Genomic DNA, 17,084 nt, shown 5'->3' with positions numbered 1-17,084 from the left:
ATCAGTCGGAGTACGTCGTCGTGCAGACCGTGCCGTTGAGGCTGACGGCGGCGGGCGACGGATAGGCGCCGGTGTTGTTCCCGACGAATCCGATGCTCTGCGAATTGCCGCCGTCGGCCGCCAGCTGCGCGTTCCAGGACAGGCTCGTGGCCTCGACGTTCTGCCCGGACTGCGACCAGTTGGCGTTCCAGCCGCTGCCGAGCGTCTCGCCGGTGCTCGGGAAGCTGAAGGTCAGCGTCCAGCCGTCGATCGGGTTCGGGCCGGTGTCGGAGAGCGTCACCGCGGCGACGTAGCCGCTGCCCCAGCCGGCGGTCAGGTGGTAGTCGACGGCGCAGGTGCTGCTCGCCGGGGTGGTCGTGGTGAAGGTGACCGGATCAGAGGGCTCGGAGAGCTTGCCCGACTGGTCGGTGGCCAGGACGTTCAGCGTGTACGTGGTGCCCGGGACCAGGTTCTGCAGCGTCGCCGAGGTGCCGGCGGACTCGGCGAGCAGCTGGCTGTCCGTGCCGTACTGCTGCTCCACCTCGTAGCGCGTCACCGACCCTCCGGTCGAGGCGCCCCAGCTCACGGTCGCGCCGGTCGCGCTCACCTGGCTGACCGACGGCGTTCCGGGTGCGCTCAGGGCACTGAATTGGTTCGACTGCGGGGTGAGGACCACCGTCTCGACCGAGTACGGCGCGATCGTCTGGCTGGCGCTCGTGCCCTGCCGGGCGCTGGTGATCGCGGTGCCCTCGTCGGCGTACGTGTACACCGTCGGAGTGGCAGCGCTCGGCGTGTATCCCGCGTAGTTGAGATTCACCGTGTACGAGTTGTCCGGGTCCTTGTTCACGATCATCACCGCGAGGTCGCCGTTCGCCTGGCGCACCGCGTGCGCCGAGACGAGCTCCCGGTCCGTACTCGCGCCGACCATCAGGTCGCCGGGGCGCCCGAGCTTACTCAGCATGCTGATGGCGTAATAGGTCGGGAACGGGGTGTTGGCCGCCGGCTCGCAGGTGGATCCGACGCAGGTGCCGCTCGAGATGATGCCGTAGTCGCCGAAGTCGGTAGCTCCGTCCGGGGCCGTCGAGATCGTGCCGGGGCCGTTGCGCGTGTCCCACCAGTCGACCGTGAACGCGCCGTCCTCCAGCGCGGTCATGTACGCGTCCGCTGCGAACAGCGCGTCGGGCTGGGTGTCCTCGTCCACGTTCGAGTTCATCTCGGTCAGCGCCACGTGGATGGACGAGGCGCGCGGGCCCGCGTACTCGGCGATCTCCTGCCGCAACTGCGCGAGCTCTCCGGTCAGCTGCGCCGGCTCGCCGAGCGCCGCCTGGGCGCCGCTGCCGCTCGGGTACCAGTGCACGATGACGAAGTCGATCGCCGAGCCCGCGATGGAGAGCACGGTCCGGTTCCAGTCAGCCGAGTCGCCGGAGGCGAGCACGCCGTCCGGCCAGTTGCCCGGCAGCGTGAGCACGGCGCCCACCTGGATCGTCGGGTCCACGGCCTTCATCGCGCTCGCATACTGCAGGACGTTGTCCGCGTACGTCGTCGGGCTCTTGCTCGCGTGGTCGTCGGTCTCCCAGCCGTCGCCGTAGTAGCCGTTGCCGTAGATCTCGTTCCCGATCTCCCAGTACTTCGCTCCGTATCCCTGGGTGACGTTCGCGTACTTGACCCACGCGGCGGCCTCGGCCGGGGTGCCGCTGCCGTAGTTGGCGATCAGGATCGGCTGCGCGCCGATCGCCTTCGCTGTGCCCATGAACTGGTCGAAGTCGGTGCCCGGCGCGACGTAGCCGCCCGGCGCGGTGTTGTCCTGCCAGTTGTAGATGTCGCCGTACGAGCCGCCGGGATAGCGCAGCATGCCGACGCCGGCCGAGGACAGCAGGCCCTGCGTCGTGGCCGAGTTCATCTGGCCGTCCCACACGGCGGTGTTCAGGCCGTAGCCGGTCGAGGGGATGGTGCCGTCCCCCTCGTTCGCGTTCACGGTCACGTCGGCCGTCGGCGCGGCGGCGGCGGACGCGGGCGTCAAGACGGCCGACTGGCTCAGGCCTGCGCCGACGAGGGCGGCGGCCGCGAGCAGGGCGAGCCGCGCGGAAAGGGGTCTGGTCACGCTCGGATGGTGTGGGAGGGCTTCCGCACACGTCAAAGCACTGCCGACGCCGGCCCGGAAAGGCCGACGTCGGCAGTTGAAAATTTCAGTTCACCGCGCGCCCGGCGCGGCGGCCCTCCCGCTACTCGTGCAGGTAGGTTTCGGTGAAGCTGGTTCCGCTGGAGCCGAGGGCGCTGGTCTTGGCCTCGTAGACGCCGTTCGAGCTCGGGTCGAGCGCGGTCGGGCCGAACGAGCCGAGAGACGAGCCGTTCACGGTCGCCGAGGTGAAGCGCAGCGTGCCGAAGTTCGGGTAGGCCCCGGTCGGCGACTCGATGATGACCTCGGCGCTGACCCGCGACGCGGAGAGGCTCTTGGTGGTGGTGTAGGTCCAGCCGCGGGTGGAGTCGGAGAGCTTGAGCGTGTACTTGCTGCTGCCGGCGTAGGTCACCGAGGCCGAGATGGCGTCGCCGGACCTGACCGGGTACGTGCTCGTGTTCAGGTAGACCGGGTTGGCCGGGTACATCTCGTACCAGGGCTCGTCGACGGGGCTGCCGCTGGAGCAGTCGGTGGCCACGCCGGTCTGCTCGACGGTCGAGCTGCCGTAGCCGTCGATGCCGACCCAGGGCGCGTACAGGTCGTTCGTGGAGTTGCAGGTCGCGGCCCGCTCGGTCCAGCTCGCCGAGACGGAGGTGAAGCCGCTGCCGGTGGCGGCGTAGCCGCCCCAGTTGTAGCCGTTGATGTTGTAGTGCAGGGGCTTGAAGCCGAGCTCGTGGGCGGCCGTGGTGGTGGCCGACGCCGCGGGCGCGACGATCGCGGTCGCCGCGGTCGCCAGGGTGGCGACGCGTATCAGGAATCTGCGCATGCTGACTCTTCCGTGGGTAGCGATTCAGGATGCTGACGTCCCCGGACCGTGGGCGGCTCCGGGGTATCAGCATTGAGCCTGCCGATCCTCATGAGAACCGGCAAGGACCGCACCGGCGTTAAGAGTTGAGCGAATTGCCGTGTCGGACGGAAGAACCCTGACGGAACGTCACGGTCCGGCGTAAGCGGTCTGCTGCAGCGAGTAGAGCGCGGCGTACGTGGGCGAGGCGGCCAGGAGCTCCTCGTGCGTGCCGGCGTCGGCCAGGCGGCCCTTGTCGAGCACGAGGATCAGGTCGGCTCCCGCCACCGTGGAGAAGCGGTGCGAGACGATGACCGTGATGCCGCCGGGTGCGATCGCCCGGGCTCGTTCCATGTAGCGCTCGAAGATGGCGTGCTCGCTCGGGGCGTCGAGCGAGGCCGTCGGCTCGTCGAGTACGAACAGCAGCGGAGCCTGCCGCATGGACGCGCGGGCCAGCGCGAGCTTCTGCCACTGGCCCTCGGACAGGTCCACGCCGTCGAACGCCCGGCCGAGCTGCGTGTCGAGGCCGTCGGGGAGCCGGTCGACCAGGGACTGCGCGTCGGCATGGGCCACGGCCTCGGCCAGCCGCTCGGGGTGCTCGAGGTCGCCGAGGGCGATGGCCTGCGCGAACGTGCTCTGGTAGCGGCCGAAGTCCTGGAAGGCGGCGGCGGTCGACGAGCGCCAGGCGCGGGTGTCGATGGTCGCGAGGTCGACGCCGTCGACCAGGATGCGGCCCGAGGTCGGGCGGTACATCTTCTCCAGCAGCTTGACGATCGTGGTCTTGCCGGAGCCGTACTCGCCGACGATCGCGACGATGCTTCCCGCCGGCAGGTGCACGGAGAGGCCGGCGAGCGCGGGATGCCCGCTGTTGGCGTAGGTGAAGGTCACGTCCTCGAACGTGATCCCCTCGCGCAGGCCGTCGGGAGCCGGGTTCGTCGCGGCCGAGACGTGCTCGGCCTGGTAGGCGCGCAGCCAGCGGTAGGGCTCGAGGATGCGGCCCGACCCGCCGGTGTTGGTCGAGGCGCGCACCGCGTTCTGCACGAGCGAGCGCAGCTGCGTCCCGACGGTGATCGTCAGCACGATGTCGCCGAGGTGCGCCGGGTTGTGCGCGGCGTCGTCGACGACGACGGCGAGTCCGGCGACGAACGCGGCCACGAAGATGCTCCAGCCGAGGGCGCCGAGGAATCCGGCCTCCAGGTTGGCGCGCAGCCAGACGCGCTCGCTGCGCTCGGCCGCCTCGCGCTGCAGCCGCACCAGATGCGCGCTGGTGCCGGCTACGCGCACCTCCTTGCCGGTGGCGCCGCCGGTGAGGATCTCGAACAGCCGGCGCTGGAGCCGCTTGTCCTGCGAGCGCGCCTCGTCGGCGGCCTGGATGACCGTGCGCGACCGCTGCTCGAAGTAGAGCGGGACGACGCCCGCGACCAGGATGACCAGCAGCACCGGGCTGATGCTGCCGAGCAGGCCGAGGACCAGGAACAGCCGTGCGACGAGCGCGAACGCCTCCACGGCGCTCCATGCGGACTGCCCGATGGCCCAGGTCTGCTCGAGCGACGTGAGCTTGTCGAGGTACTCGGTCTGCTCAAGGTGCTCGATGCCTTCGATGCCCATCGCGGCCAGCTGGATCTGCCGGTCGTAGTGCTCCCGGGCGACGAGCTCGCACAGGTTGATGCGCATGCTGAAGGTGAGCTCGCTGAAGGTGACGTCGGCGGCGTAGCCGAACGCGGCGCCGGCCGCTCCGAGGACGATCAGCGCGCCGCGGGACTCGGTCGTGCCGGTGACCACCGCGCGCAGCGCGAGGCCGATCCCGGCGATCGCGAAGGTGTCGAGCGCCATGCAGATGCACACGGAGAGGAACAGCACCCTGCTACGTCGCCAGCAGACGCCGAAGATCTCCCGCCATACCGCGGCGTTGTCGCGCCAGACGGCCCAGGTCCTCACAGCAGCTCCCCCTCTTCGACGCGGTCGTCGTATCCCTCGCGGAACCGCTCGGCCTGGATGTTGAACATGTCGGCGTAGCGCCCGTCGAGCGCCATCAGCTCGTCGTGGGTGCCCGATTCGAGGATGCGGCCGCTGCCGAGCAGCACGATCCGGTCGGCCTGGCGGACGGTCGAGAGACGATGCGAGATGAGGATCACCGTGGCGTCCCTGGCCAGCCGGGCCAGCCGTTCGAAGACCTCGAATTCGGTGCGCACGTCGAGGTGCGCGGTCGGCTCGTCGAGCACCAGGACCTTCGCTCCGCGTTTCACGGCGTAGATCGCCCGGGTGAGCACGACCTGCTGCCACTGGCCCCCGGACAGGTCCACTCCCCCGGCGCGCTCCTTCGACAGCGGCGTGTCCCAGCCGGCGGGCAGCCGGGCGAGCACCTCGTCGAACCCGGCCTCGCGCGCCGCGGCGTCGAGCGCGGCCTGGTCGATGTCCGCGCCGAGCGCGACGTTCTCCCTGGCCGACAGCGGATAGCGGACGAAGTCCTGGAAGACGATCGCCAGTTCCCGACGCCAGGCGGTGTAGCCGATCTCGGTGATGTCGCGGCCGTCGGCGCGGATGCTGCCGGCAGTTGGTTCGTACAGTCCGGCGAGGAGTTTGGTGAGCGTGGACTTGCCGGCGCCGTTCATGCCGACGAGCGCGACGAGATCTCCGGGCGCGATGTCCAGGGCCAGGCCCTTGAGGATGTCGCGCGAGCTGCCGGGGTAGCGGAACGACACGTCGTCGAACGTGAGCGTCGGGGTGTGTGACAGCGGCGCGGCGTCGGTGACGGCCGGCGCGTCGTCGGCGAGTGCCGAGGTGAGTGCGTTGTAGGCGCGCATCACCGGCATGACGCCCTGGACTGCGACGGAGTCGAAGGTATTGCCCATGGCCTGGAAGACGGCCCAGGCCGCCGTGAGTACCACGGTCTCGGTGGCCAGGCTGCTGTGGCCGTGCTCGGTCTGGATCCCGACGGCGAGGAACGCGAGCAGAAGCGGCACGAACACGAGCACGGACTGCAGCCACTTCGCGCGGGCTGCGCGGTAGTCGTCCTCCCAAACCGGTCGCATGTGCGTGAGGCCGTGGTTCTGTCCGGTGCGCGACACCCATTCGTCGAGCCCGAACACGCGGATCTCCTTGCCCTCCGCCGGCGCCGCGGCGAGCTTGCCCCAGTACTGGTAGCGCCGGTGGTGCGAGATGCCGCGTGCCCAGATCGTGAAGTGGTTGAGCCACTGGTGCTGCGCGAACGCGCGGTAGGCGAAGGCGGGCACGACCAGGACCGGCACGAGCCACCAGGAGAACCGCGCGAGGACGAGCGCGGAGCTGACCAGCCCGAAGTAGCGCACGATCAGCATGAGCTGCGCGGTGGAACCCTGGCCCGGCGTCTTCTCGATCCAGGTGGAGGGCTCGGCGTTGACGGTGGCGATCAGGTCCTGCACGGCGGGCTGCTCGAGCACCGTGATCGTCGAGGACCGGGAGGCGAGCTCCGCGACCCGCTCGCGGTGGGCCAGGTCGATGCGGCTCTGGATGACCAGGGAGGTGGGGAACTGGATCGCCGAGAGCACCTGGCCGACGATCAGCGCGGCGGCCAGCAGCGTCAGCGGCACGACGATGCGCGAGGTCCCCGTCCCGTGGCCGACGCTGCCGACCACGGCCGCCGTGGCGAGTGCGGTGAGCGCGGGAAGTACGCCGTTGGCCAGCTGGATCAGGCAGAACAGCGCGGTCGCGACGCCGCCGCCGTCGCGCAGCAGCCCGACCAGTTGCCGGCGTATGCGCAACCGCTCGCGCCGCTCATCGTTCAAAACCACGCGCAACACCTCATACGTCACTTTCAGGACCTCGGCCAGGATCGAAGCGCTTCGACCCTTCCATCGCCGAGATCCAGGAGTCAACCGATTTAACGTTCCCAACACGCTGTGACAACGTGATTTGGATCGTCGAAGCGATTCGACGATTTGCTCATCAGACCCGCGGAAGCAACGGCGTTCCTTGAGTGTTCAAGTAACCGTGAGCAGCAAGGGTGACGGCGAGACGCGCAAGACCGACGTCGTGGTGATCGGCGCCGGCCAGGCGGGCCTGTCGAGCGCCTACTTCCTGCGCCGCGCCGGATTCGAGCCGGACGGCGGCTACGTGGTCCTCGACGGCGATCGTGCGCCCGGCGGGGCCTGGCAGCACCGATGGCCGACGCTGCGCATGGAGACCGTGAACGGCATCTTCGACCTGCCCGGCATGGCCTTCGACCCGCCGTCCCCGCTGGAGCGCGCCTCGGTCGCGGTCCCCCGCTACTTCGCGACCTTCGAGGAGCGATTCCAGCTCCCCGTCCGCCGGCCGGTCTCCGTTCGCGCTGTGCGGTATGGACCGGACGACCGGCTGCTCGTGGAGAGCGACGCCGGGACGTGGGCGGCACGTGCCGTGATCAACGCGACCGGAACGTGGACCAGGCCGTTCTGGCCCTACTACCCGGGCCGTGAGACCTTCGGCGGACAGCAGTTGCACGCCGCGACCTATCCGGGCGCGCAGCACTTCGCAGGCAAACGCGTGGTCGTGGTCGGCGGCGGGATCACCGCCATCCAGCTGCTGACGGAGCTCGCGCAGGCCGGTGCGTCGACGACCTGGGTCACGCGGCGTCCGCCGGTGTTCCGCGATCGGCCGTTCACCCGCGAGTACGGACGCGAAGTCGTCGCCATGGTCGAGCGCAGGGTGCGCGAGGGGCTCGTCCCGCAGAGCGTGGTGAGCGTCACCGGGTTGCCGGTCACCGACGCGGTACGCGAGGCGCAGCGCAGTGGCGTGCTCAACCGGCTTCCGATGTTCGATCGGATCACGCCGAACGGCGTCGCGTGGGACCGCGCGGAGGCGGGAGCACCGCGATTCGTCGAGGCGGACGTGATCTTGTGGTGCACCGGCTGGCGTGCCGCGCTCGACCACCTCGCCCCGCTGCATCTGCGCGCTCCCGGTGGCGGAATCACCATGGACGGCACGCGTGTCGCGCTCGAGCCGCGGCTGCACCTCGTCGGCTACGGGCCGTCGGCCAGCACCGTCGGCGCCAACCACGCCGGACGCGAGGCCGTGCGCGAGATCCGCGAGCTGCTGGCTTCGCGTGCTGCGGAACCGCTTTCAGTGAGCTGAGGGCGTCCGCGTCAGAGGATGGAGTCGATCCACGCCCCTACCGCGCGCGTGATGTCGTCGATCACCGGCGTCTGGGTCTTGCGCACGGAGAAGCCGTGGTCGCCGGCCGGCAAGCCGACCAGCCGATGCGTCGGCGGCAGCTCCGGGTATTCGGAAGGGGCGCCGAACGGGTCCATCGCGCCCACGACGACCAGCGTCGGGAGCCCGCTGCCGAGAAGTTCGGCGATTCGCGACTTCTCCGGCTTTCCCGGCGGATGCAGCGGGAACGAGAGGGCCAGCACGCCGTGCGCTCCGGTCTCGGCACCGGTCCGGCATGCGACGCGGGCGCCCGCGCTGCGGCCGCCGACGATCACCGGGATACCGTCCGAGCCGGCGTTCGCCGCCCACCACTCCATGACCGCGCGCCAGCCCGTGTCGAGCGCATACGGGCGCGGGACGAGCCGCTTTCCGGCCACCCGCCACGGCTGCTCGACCAGGGCTACCTCGATCCCGTCCTTCGGCAGGTCGGCCGCCAGCGCCTGCAGATCCGGCGCCTCGACGCCCCCGCCTGCCCCATGGCTCGCCAACAGCGCGGCACGGCACGCGCCGACCGCGGGGAAACGCGTGATCCGGGCGTCCCCGAGCGGAGTCGGCACGAGCACCTGCATGAACCCACCCTAGTGGCCGCCATGCAGGCCCGCCCTTTCCTGCGCTCTGCCCGCATCGGTACATGGTGTCGCGGCCGTACGCGAGTACTCTGTCCGAGAGACCTGACGTACGATCAGAAGAGTATTCGAGGTGAGGATTTCAGTGAGCTCCGGGACTTCGCCGAGCCAGGCGCCGGTCGGGATCGACCCTGATCGACCGAGCATCGCGCGTGTCTACGACGGATTCCTCGGCGGCAAGGACCACTACGCCGTCGACCGCGTGGTGATGGGCAAGGTCCTCGAGGCCGTACCCGAGGCCGCGGACATCGCGCGCGGCAACCGCGGGTTCCTGAACCGCGCGTGCCGGTTCCTGGCCGCGCAGACCGGCGTCCAGCAGTTCCTCGACTGCGGATCCGGCCTGCCGACGGCGGAGAACACCCACCAGATCGTGCACCGGCTGCAGCCCGAGGCGCAGGTCGTCTACGTGGACAACGATCCCGTCGTGCTCGCCCACGGCCGCGCGCTGCTGGCCGACGAGGAGTTCACGCACATGATCGAGGCCGACATCTTCAAGCCGCGCGCGGTGCTGGAGAACCCGGTCGTGCTCACCAACATCGACTTCGCCGAGCCCGTGGTCCTGCTGCACGTCGGCACGCTGCACCACCTGGTCGGCGACGACGGCCCGGCCGTGATGGGCGAGTACATCGACGCGCTCGCGTCCGGCTCGTACGTCGTGTTCAGCCACTTCCTCGACCCGGAGGTCCCGGAGCTCACCGACATCGCGAAGCGCATCGAGGACGTCCTCGTGCGCGGGCCGCTCGGCGCCGGCGCCTTCCGCACCCGCGCCGAGATCGAGGCCATGCTGCCCGGGCTGGAGTTCATCCAGGCCAACGGCGAGGGCGACATCGGCCTGGTGCCGTGCTCGGAGTGGTGGCCGGACGGCCCGGTGCTGCGCAACCCGAGTCCGGCCTCGCGCTGCATCGGCGGCATCGTCGCGCGCAAGCCCTGACGCCGCCCGGGCCGATCGGGCGCTCGGGCCGATAGGGATCATGCCGGGAGAGCGCCGGGATTGAGCTTCCCAGGTGATCGGGCGGATCACATTCTTCTATTGGACAGATCAGTGGGGCCGGACCAGAGTGGGTGGGGACAGCAGATCCCACCATCCACCGGAGTACGACCATGGATTACCAGGCTGCCGCGGACCGCTACGACGACGCGACGTTCCGCCGATGCGGACGCTCCGGCCTCGACCTGCCCGCGATCTCCCTCGGGCTCTGGCACAACTTCGGCGACGAGGGGCTGCCGATCGCCACGCAGCGGGCGATCCTGCGGCGCGCCTTCGACCGCGGCGTCACCCACTTCGACCTGGCCAACAACTACGGGCCGCCCTACGGCAGCGCGGAGCGCAACTTCGGCCGGATCTTCGCCGAGGACTTCCGCGCGCACCGCGACGAGCTGATCATCTCCACGAAGGCCGGCTACGACATGTGGCCGGGGCCGTACGGCCAGGGCGGCGGCTCGCGCAAGTACCTGCTGGCGAGCCTCGACCAGTCCCTGGCCCGGATGGGCCTCGACTACGTCGACATCTTCTACAGCCACCGCTTCGACCCCTCGACGCCGCTCGAGGAGACAATGGGCGCGCTCGACACGGCCGTCCGCTCCGGGCGCGCGCTGTACGCGGGCATCTCGTCCTACAGCCCCGAGCGCACCCGCGAGGCCGTCGAGATCCTCCGCTCGCTCGGCACGCCGCTGCTGATCCATCAGCCCTCGTACTCGATGCTGAACCGCTGGATCGAGCACGGGCTGCTCGACGTGCTCGGCGAGACCGGCGTCGGCTGCATCGCCTTCTCGCCGCTCGCGCAGGGCATTCTGACGAGCAAGTACCTCGACGGCATTCCCGCCGGCTCGCGCGCCGCCCGCAACTCGTCGCTGTCCACGGACATGCTCAACGACCGCACGCTCGATCACGTCCGTGCGCTCAACGCGATGGCCGCCGAGCGCGGGCAGTCGCTCGCGCAGATGGCGCTCTCGTGGGCGCTGCGGGACCCGCGCGTGACCTCGGTGCTGATCGGCGCCAGCAGCGTCGCGCAGCTCGATGACAGCCTCGGCGCGCTCGACCGGCTCGGCTTCAGCGAGCAGGAGCTGGAGCGGATCGACAAGTACGCGATCGAGGCCGGCATCAACCTCTGGGCCGCCTCCGGCGAGGCGTAGCCAGACCCTCGCCGGCCCCCGTTCGAGCCCCCTGCGCGGCCGCGCGATGTGACGTAAGCTCACACCGCGCGGCTCGTTGGATTTTCAAGGGGAGGCGGCAGTGACGCAGCACCGACCGGTCTGGGCTCCGGACGAGGTGGAGATCGAGACTCCGTCCGCGGCCCGCATGTACGACTTCTACCTGGGCGGATCGCACAACTTCGCCGCGGACCGGCAGCTCGCGGCGCGCACGATCGAGGCGTGGCCGGACGTAGCGCACCTGTGCCAGGCGAACCGCGCGTTCCTGCGCCGCGCCGTGACGCACCTCGCCGTGATCGGCGTCGACCAGTTCCTCGACCTCGGCTCCGGCATCCCCACGGCCGGCAACGTGCACGAGGTCGTGCACGCGATCAACCCGAACGCGCGCGTGGTCTACGTGGACGCGGACGCCGTCGCCATCGCGCACAGCACCGCGCTGCTCGCGCACGTCCCCGGGGCCACCGCCGTCTACGCCGACCTTCGCGACGCCGACGCGGTCCTGTCCAACCCGCGCGTCGCCGGCTTCCTCGACCTCTCGCGCCCGGTCGCGCTGCTCATGTTCGCCTCGCTGCCCTTCGTCCCCGACGAGGACGACCCGGCCGGGATCGTCGCCGCCTACCGCGACGAGACCGTGTGCGGCTCGTACCTCGCGCTCAGCCACGGCACCAGCGACTACCGCCCCGACGCGGTGCGCCGCGTGGAAGACGTCTACACGCGGGCCAGCCACACCATGCGGCTGCGTACGCGGGACGCGATCGGCGCGATGATGGCCGGCTACGAGCTGCTCGACCCCGGCCTCGTCGACATCATCCACTGGCGTCCCGAGCCGCAGTCGCCGCCCGACCCGCTCGGCGGCGACGTGACGCGCTACTCGATGCTCGCCGGCGTCGGCCGGCGCTGACCCCCGGGCTCCGGGAGATTGTCAGAGGCCGTCGCCATAATCCGACTCGTGGATTTCGCTGACCTCACCCTCGCCGACTGGCGGCGCCTCGACACGGGCGCCGCCACCCGGCTCGCCGAGCAGATAGCCGACCGGGTCGGCGGCCGCCTCTCGGCCGTCACCAGCGCCGAGTACCGGGGCGCCGCGCTGCACCAGGCCCTCATCGAACGCGAACAGGACCTCTACGCCCTGGTCCCCGGCGGCCGGACCGAGGTCGGCTACGACGTCGACCGCTGGCAGCCCGCGGACCACATGCTCGCCTGGTACAAGGAGGAGACGATCGGCGGCAGGTTCGGCTTCCCGGACGACCCCCGCGAGATCCTGCGCGAGCGCCTGTCCCCGCGCCGCGCCGTCACCCTTCCCGCGTTCCTGCTCGCCGTCGAGAGCGAGCGGCTGACCGACCCGGTCGACGAGACCCCGCAGGCCCTGGCCGGGCGGGGCCTGCGGATGCCGAGCCCCGACGAATGGGAGCACGCCTGCGGCCTCGGCAGCCCGACGCTGTGGTGGTGGGCCGAGCACTGCCCCTTCGAGCGCTCCCCCTACCCCTACGCCGACGGCCCGCACCGCCGGCGCAACCCCCTCGGCCTGCACATCGCGCACGAGGTCTACGACTCCGAAATCACCAGCGACCCCGCCGTCGTCAAGGGCGGCGACGGCGGCGAAGCCGTCTGCGGCGGCTACGGCTCCTTCGTCGAGTGGCTGCCCCTCGCGACGGCCAGCCGCAACCCGGGCATGGCCGAGTTCGTCCTGGGCGAGGGCGCGGGAATGTACGAGGAGTTCTGCGTCCGCCCGGTCATCGAGCTCTGATACGAGACTCAGTCGCCGTCCCGGGTGAACGCCCGGGCGGATTCGAGTTCTTCGGCGGAGGCGGCGAGAGCCTCGCCGATCATCTCGTAAGCGCCGGGGCCGACGGGGATTCGCAGCGGGGCCGGCGCGGGCGAGCCGACGACGCGCAGGACGAGTTCGGCGAATTCCGCGGGACGGCCCACGGCCGGGTTCTCCCGCATCCCGCGGAACATCCCGATCACGCCGGCGAGATCCTCGTAGGCGGGGAGCCTGGCGGAAACCTCGGCGAGTGCGGTGCCGTAGTTCGTGGCGTAGGGGCCGGGCTCGATGACCGATACGCGGATGCCGTGCCCGGCCACCTCTGCGGCGAGCGCCTGGCTCATGCCCTCGAGCGCCTGCTTGCCGCTGAGGTATGCGGAGAGGCCGGGCACCGGGGAACGCGCGCCGAGCGTGGAGATGTTCACGATGTGTCCCGAGCCTTGGGCGCGCATGACCGGGAGCGCGAGGCGGATCAACCGCCACGGCCCGATGACGAGGCTTTCGAACTGGTCGCGCAGCTCGTCGTCGCCGACCTCCTCGACGGCGCCGAACAGGCCGCCGCCCGCGTTGTTGACGAGCACGTCGAGGCCGCCGAGCCGGTCGACGGCGGTCTTGACCGCGTCCTCGCACTGCTGCGCGTCGCACAGGTCCATCGCCGCCGGGATGATGTTGTCCGGCCAGGCCTCGGCGAGTTCGGCGAGGGAGGACGCCCGGCGCGCGGTGACCACGGCCCGATCCCCCGCTTCGGCCAGCGCCTCGGCCAGCGCGAATCCGAGCCCTGACGAACATCCGGTCACCAGCCAGCGACGTGCCACCGTGGTCCCCTCCAACGACGTGATGCGGTCAGAGGTCTTCTACCGCACTGCGTGCCTCGCGATGCGTAGCGCGGTCGTGGCGTTTAGCCGCCCGTCGCCGAAGAGCATGCTGAAGACGCCGCCGAGCACGCGCGGGTCGGTCTGCAGCGCGCGGACGACCACCGCGGCGGTCGCCGACCGGCGAAGCATGACCATGGTCAGGCGGCAGGACAGCAGGTGCATCCGGTGGCCTGAGCGGAAGCGGCGCTCGAACCCGGTCAGCGCGGCGGCCAGGGCGCGGCCGTCGGAGAGGTCGGCCGGCAGAGCCTTGACCAGGCGCTGCGCAGCGGTCATGGCGTACGCGATGCCCTCGCCGCTGACCGGGTTGATCATCGACGCCGCGTCGCCGATCAGGGCCGCGCGCTCGAACGTCAGCGGCGGCATCTCCATCAGTGCACGGAGTTGGTGCGCGCGCTCGTCCCTGATCTCGCCGATCTCGAGGCCGCGCTCGCGCAGCCGGTCGGCGAATTCGGCGAGCAGCCGGCGCAGGTCGGCGCCGCGCTCGCGCAGCTGGGAGATGGGGAGTCCGACGCCGATGTTGACGGTGCCGTCGCCGACCGGGAAGACCCAGCCGTAGGACGGCAGCAGGTCCCTGTCGAACTCGAACAGCATGCTCGCCCCGGCGGCGCCGCCCTCGAAGTCGGGGCATTCGACGTACGCGCGCATCGCGATGCCCGAGTACTCCGGGTCCATCCCGTCCTTGCCGACGAGGTCTTTGCGCACGGTCGAGTACACGCCGTCCGCGCCGATGACGAGATGTGCGCGCAGCGACTTGCGCGCGCCCGAGGCGTCACGCAGCTCGATCGTTCGTGCTCGATCATCGTAGCCTGACATGCCGACGTACCGTGTGCCGGTCATGTCCGCGGCGCCCGACGCGAGCGCCGCGCGGAACAGGTGCTCGTCGAAATCGAGACGCGGCACGACGAACACGTCGGTGGACGTGCCGCGGATATCGGGGACGGGGCTTTCGCTCCGCTCGCCTTCGGTCCCGAACATCGTGATGGACGCGATGCGCGGGCGGCCTTCGAGCACCGAGTCGATGCCGAGCTCCCGCAGCACCCGGACGGCGCCGGGTCCGATGCCGTCGCCGCACGTCTTGTCGCGGGGAAACGTATTGCGATCGATCAGCGCGACCCGCAGTCCCCGGCGGGCCGCCACGCACGCGGCGATCGCCCCGGCCGGCCCCGCCCCCACCACGGCGACGTCGAATTCGACCTCGGCGCCGGCCTCGGCGCCGACGGGCGGTTCGACGGCTTCGAGCGCGTCGTCGGGGCTCAGGTCCGCGTTTTCGTGATCACCCACGCCGGTAAGTCTCGCATAGTGCGCCGATCGGATCCTAGGAGCGCCGGGGCCACGACAACGGCCCGGCGCACGCGCAGACTGGAGGGGTGGAATCGTCGTCGTGGGAGTTCGGCCGGACGGTGCGCCGCTGGCGCGACCGGGTCCGGCCCGAGGTGGCGGGCGTGCCGGTCGGCCGGCGCCGCCGCGCGCCCGGGCTGCGCCGCGAGGAGCTGGCCGGGCTCGCCGGGATCTCAGCCGACTACCTCACCCGTTTGGAGCAGGGACGCGCTACCGCGCCCTCGGCTCAGGTCGTGGAGGCCCTGGCGCAGGCGCTGCGGATCTCCGACCGGGAACGCGACCTGCTCTACGAACTGGCCGGTCACGCCTCTCCCGGCCACGGCGTCGTCAGCTCGCGCGTGACCCCGAGCGTGCAACGGCTGCTCGACCGCCTCGCGCACACCCCCGTCGCCGTGCACGACGCCACCTGGACGCTGGTTCTCGCCAACGCTCCATACGACGCGCTGATGGGCGAGACCTCGGCGTGGCACGGAATCGAACGCAACGCCATCTGGCGCAACCTCTTGGGCCCGCGCTCACGTACCGTGCACACGGCGCAGGAGCAGGCGGAGCACGAGGCACGGCTCGTCGCCGACCTGCGCCTGACGGCCTCCCGGTATCCCGCGGACCAGGCGCTGCGACGACTGATCGCAGACCTCGCCGACCAGAGCCCGCGCTTCGCAGAGCTCTGGGCATCCGACACTCCGCCCCCGCCGCCCGACACCTCGAAGCGGAAGGTCGTCGACCACCCCGAAGTCGGCCGCATCACGCTCGACTGCGACACACTGATCGTCGCGGTCGACGACCTGCGGATCTCCGTCTACACGGCCGAACCGGGAACGGAGGACGCCGACCGGCTCGCGCTCGCCATCGTCCTGGGCACGCAGACGCTGCACGCCGAGGCCTGAGTGCTGAGACCGGGATGAGCCGTGGAGCGTGCGGCTACCGACCACGCAGTGCTCGCATCGCGGAAGCGAGACGGCCGAAGCGGCTGTCGGCGAAGTCCTCTTCCTCATCGCGGCCGCCGGCCGGCCGTTCCATGGCCGCGTACGTGGCGCCGGGGTAACCCGGGTAGGCGCCTGGCATCATCGGGACCGCGCCGGGCGGGAAGACCATCGTGGGCATCGGGACGCGCGGACCGGGACTGTCGTCGGCGGTCTGCGCTGCCTGGATCTCCTGGAGCGCGGCGGCGTTCGCCGCGTTGATCCACTCGGACATCACGCCCATGTCGGGCTGGGCCGGCGTCGGCGTCGGCGTCGGCGTGACCGGGTACTGACCGCTCGTCTCGAGCTGTGTCCGGGCCTGGGCCAGAGCCTGCATCTGGGCCTGGGCCTGCATTTGCGCCTGGGCCTGCATCTGGGCCTGAGCCTGGGCCTGCATCGCGGCGTACAGCGCGGCCGGATCGGCGGCCGTGCCAGCCGCAGTGCCGCCCATTCCGGTGAACCCGCTCGGCGAGCTGGCCTGCAGAGCGTTCTGCACGATCCCGGTAGCCATGTGGGAGGCCATGCTCGCCGCGATGGGGTCGTCGGTCACCGCGGGGCTGGTGCCGGTGTCGCCGTACGACTGGTAGCCGTAGGCGTAGCCGGGCTGGTAGGCGGAGACGCCGGAAGCGGAGACGCCGGCTTCGAACGCGAGCGGCGCGGGCGGCGGCAAGGCCGGGCCGGGCGCGGGCAGCGCCTGCGCGGTGGCCGAGTACGGGAGTTCGGGCTTCCACCACGGCTGGCCCTGGCTCGGGAGCGTCTGCGCGGCCTGCATCGTGTGGATGGCCTGCGGACTCTGGTAGGCGGCGAGCACGTTGTATCCGCCGGAGAAGTACCCGGGCAGTCCGGCCATCGTGCCCTGCGCCAGCTGCCGGCTGAGCTGGGCGGCCGCGGGTCCGCCGACGAGAACCACCGCGACCCAGCCCTCGCCGTCCGCGCCGCCTTGGGCGAGCAGCCGGCCCAGGATGTCGTTCGCCGCGCCGAAGTCCGTGCTCACGGCGGGCAGCGGCCGGCCGTCCGCGGGCCCGTCGATCTGGTACGGGTCGCCGCTGGCGGCCACCAGGCTCTCGTAGATCGGGGTCTTCGCGATGTTCAGGTCGGGCAGAGTCGATGTCATGGTTCAGCCCGTCCGTCCATTCGGCCTCCGGCAGTCGAGGGCGCTCACTCAAGCTCAGTGCACGGACGAAACACCGAATCGGTTCACTGCTTCGCCCGATTGCCTGCCATGCTGCGGGAACGCGGAACGAAGCCACGCGCCCCCGCTC

General features: G+C 70.9%; 14 protein-coding genes. 6 read left to right on the top strand and 8 right to left on the bottom strand.

Features of this window, described 5'->3' with window-relative positions; translation table 11 throughout:
* Position 1: 1 nt before the first annotated feature.
* The 4 genes from KDK95_RS08510 to KDK95_RS08495 all read right to left on the bottom strand — a co-directional run bounded on the left by KDK95_RS08510 (position 2) and on the right by KDK95_RS08495 (position 6,709).
* Entirely contained in the window at positions 2-2,080 is a 2,079-nt protein-coding gene (locus KDK95_RS08510) for a cellulose binding domain-containing protein (protein WP_212517494.1), read from the bottom strand.
* A gap of 121 nt (positions 2,081-2,201) precedes the next feature.
* The gene (locus KDK95_RS08505) at positions 2,202-2,921 is read right to left on the bottom strand and encodes a G1 family glutamic endopeptidase (RefSeq protein WP_212517493.1); all 720 of its coding nucleotides are present in this window, start codon (positions 2,919-2,921) and stop codon (positions 2,202-2,204) included.
* Positions 2,922-3,089: 168 nt separating this feature from the next.
* Positions 3,090-4,877, bottom strand: a complete 1,788-nt coding sequence (locus tag KDK95_RS08500; RefSeq protein ID WP_212517492.1) for an ABC transporter ATP-binding protein — start codon at positions 4,875-4,877, stop codon at positions 3,090-3,092.
* Positions 4,874-6,709, bottom strand: a complete 1,836-nt coding sequence (locus KDK95_RS08495; RefSeq protein WP_212517491.1) for an ABC transporter ATP-binding protein — start codon at positions 6,707-6,709, stop codon at positions 4,874-4,876. The genes KDK95_RS08500 and KDK95_RS08495 overlap by 4 nt, the downstream gene beginning before the upstream one ends.
* 199 nt (positions 6,710-6,908) lie before the next feature.
* On the opposite strand from KDK95_RS08495, the gene KDK95_RS08490 reads away from it, so the two are divergent.
* Positions 6,909-8,027 (top strand): NAD(P)-binding domain-containing protein, encoded by a 1,119-nt coding sequence (locus KDK95_RS08490; RefSeq protein WP_212517490.1) that lies wholly within the window; start codon positions 6,909-6,911, stop codon positions 8,025-8,027.
* Positions 8,028-8,038: 11 nt separating this feature from the next.
* On the opposite strand, the gene KDK95_RS08485 is transcribed toward KDK95_RS08490, so the two are convergent.
* A complete protein-coding gene (locus KDK95_RS08485) occupies positions 8,039-8,674 on the bottom strand; it encodes an alpha/beta hydrolase family protein (RefSeq protein ID WP_212517489.1) in 636 nt (211 codons plus the stop codon).
* 142 nt (positions 8,675-8,816) lie between these two features.
* On the opposite strand from KDK95_RS08485, the gene KDK95_RS08480 reads away from it, so the two are divergent.
* From KDK95_RS08480 to KDK95_RS08465, 4 genes are all read left to right on the top strand, one after another.
* Positions 8,817-9,662 (top strand): SAM-dependent methyltransferase, encoded by an 846-nt coding sequence (locus KDK95_RS08480; RefSeq protein ID WP_212517488.1) that lies wholly within the window; start codon positions 8,817-8,819, stop codon positions 9,660-9,662.
* A 170-nt stretch (positions 9,663-9,832) separates the two neighbouring features.
* On the top strand, positions 9,833-10,864 hold the full coding sequence (mgrA, locus tag KDK95_RS08475; protein ID WP_212517487.1) for an L-glyceraldehyde 3-phosphate reductase: 1,032 nt from the start codon (positions 9,833-9,835) through the stop codon (positions 10,862-10,864).
* A gap of 100 nt (positions 10,865-10,964) precedes the next feature.
* The gene (locus tag KDK95_RS08470) at positions 10,965-11,783 is read left to right on the top strand and encodes an SAM-dependent methyltransferase (RefSeq protein ID WP_307844281.1); all 819 of its coding nucleotides are present in this window, start codon (positions 10,965-10,967) and stop codon (positions 11,781-11,783) included.
* A gap of 48 nt (positions 11,784-11,831) precedes the next feature.
* Positions 11,832-12,629 carry a hypothetical protein gene (locus tag KDK95_RS08465; RefSeq protein ID WP_212517486.1) on the top strand — a complete coding sequence of 266 codons (798 nt, stop codon included), beginning with the start codon at positions 11,832-11,834 and terminating at the stop codon, positions 12,627-12,629.
* 8 nt (positions 12,630-12,637) lie between these two features.
* Here KDK95_RS08465 and KDK95_RS08460 read toward each other — a convergent pair whose 3' ends face one another.
* Positions 12,638-13,462: an SDR family NAD(P)-dependent oxidoreductase gene (locus KDK95_RS08460; RefSeq protein WP_212517485.1), complete on the bottom strand. Its 825-nt coding sequence runs from the start codon at positions 13,460-13,462 to the stop codon at positions 12,638-12,640.
* Between the two features lie 39 nt (positions 13,463-13,501).
* Positions 13,502-14,803, bottom strand: a complete 1,302-nt coding sequence (locus KDK95_RS08455; RefSeq protein WP_212517484.1) for an NAD(P)/FAD-dependent oxidoreductase — start codon at positions 14,801-14,803, stop codon at positions 13,502-13,504.
* Positions 14,804-14,889: 86 nt separating this feature from the next.
* Here KDK95_RS08455 and KDK95_RS08450 point away from each other — a divergent pair, with 86 nt between their 5' ends.
* On the top strand, positions 14,890-15,747 hold the full coding sequence (locus KDK95_RS08450; protein WP_212517483.1) for a helix-turn-helix transcriptional regulator: 858 nt from the start codon (positions 14,890-14,892) through the stop codon (positions 15,745-15,747).
* A 34-nt stretch (positions 15,748-15,781) separates the two neighbouring features.
* Here the strand turns inward: KDK95_RS08450 and KDK95_RS08445 are convergent, their stop codons facing one another.
* The gene (locus tag KDK95_RS08445) at positions 15,782-16,936 is read right to left on the bottom strand and encodes a hypothetical protein (protein WP_212517482.1); all 1,155 of its coding nucleotides are present in this window, start codon (positions 16,934-16,936) and stop codon (positions 15,782-15,784) included.
* Between the last annotated feature and the right edge of the window lie 148 nt (positions 16,937-17,084).

Source organism: Actinospica acidithermotolerans (assembly GCF_018139625.1).
Classification (GTDB): Bacteria; Actinomycetota; Actinomycetes; order Streptomycetales; family Catenulisporaceae; genus Actinospica; species Actinospica acidithermotolerans.
Note: the sequence above shows the minus strand (reverse complement) of the source record. Positions and strands in the feature narration are given on the sequence as shown.

Bases quoted from the DNA above. Each gene is read 5' to 3' on its own strand.
- KDK95_RS08505 (WP_212517493.1), bottom strand. From the start codon at position 2,921: ATGCGCAGATTCCTGATACGCGTCGCCACCCTGGCGACCGCGGCGACC.
- KDK95_RS08485 (WP_212517489.1), bottom strand. From the start codon at position 8,674: ATGCAGGTGCTCGTGCCGACTCCGCTCGGGGACGCCCGGATCACGCGT.
- mgrA (WP_212517487.1), top strand. From the start codon at position 9,833: ATGGATTACCAGGCTGCCGCGGACCGCTACGACGACGCGACGTTCCGC.
- KDK95_RS08445 (WP_212517482.1), bottom strand. From the start codon at position 16,936: ATGACATCGACTCTGCCCGACCTGAACATCGCGAAGACCCCGATCTAC.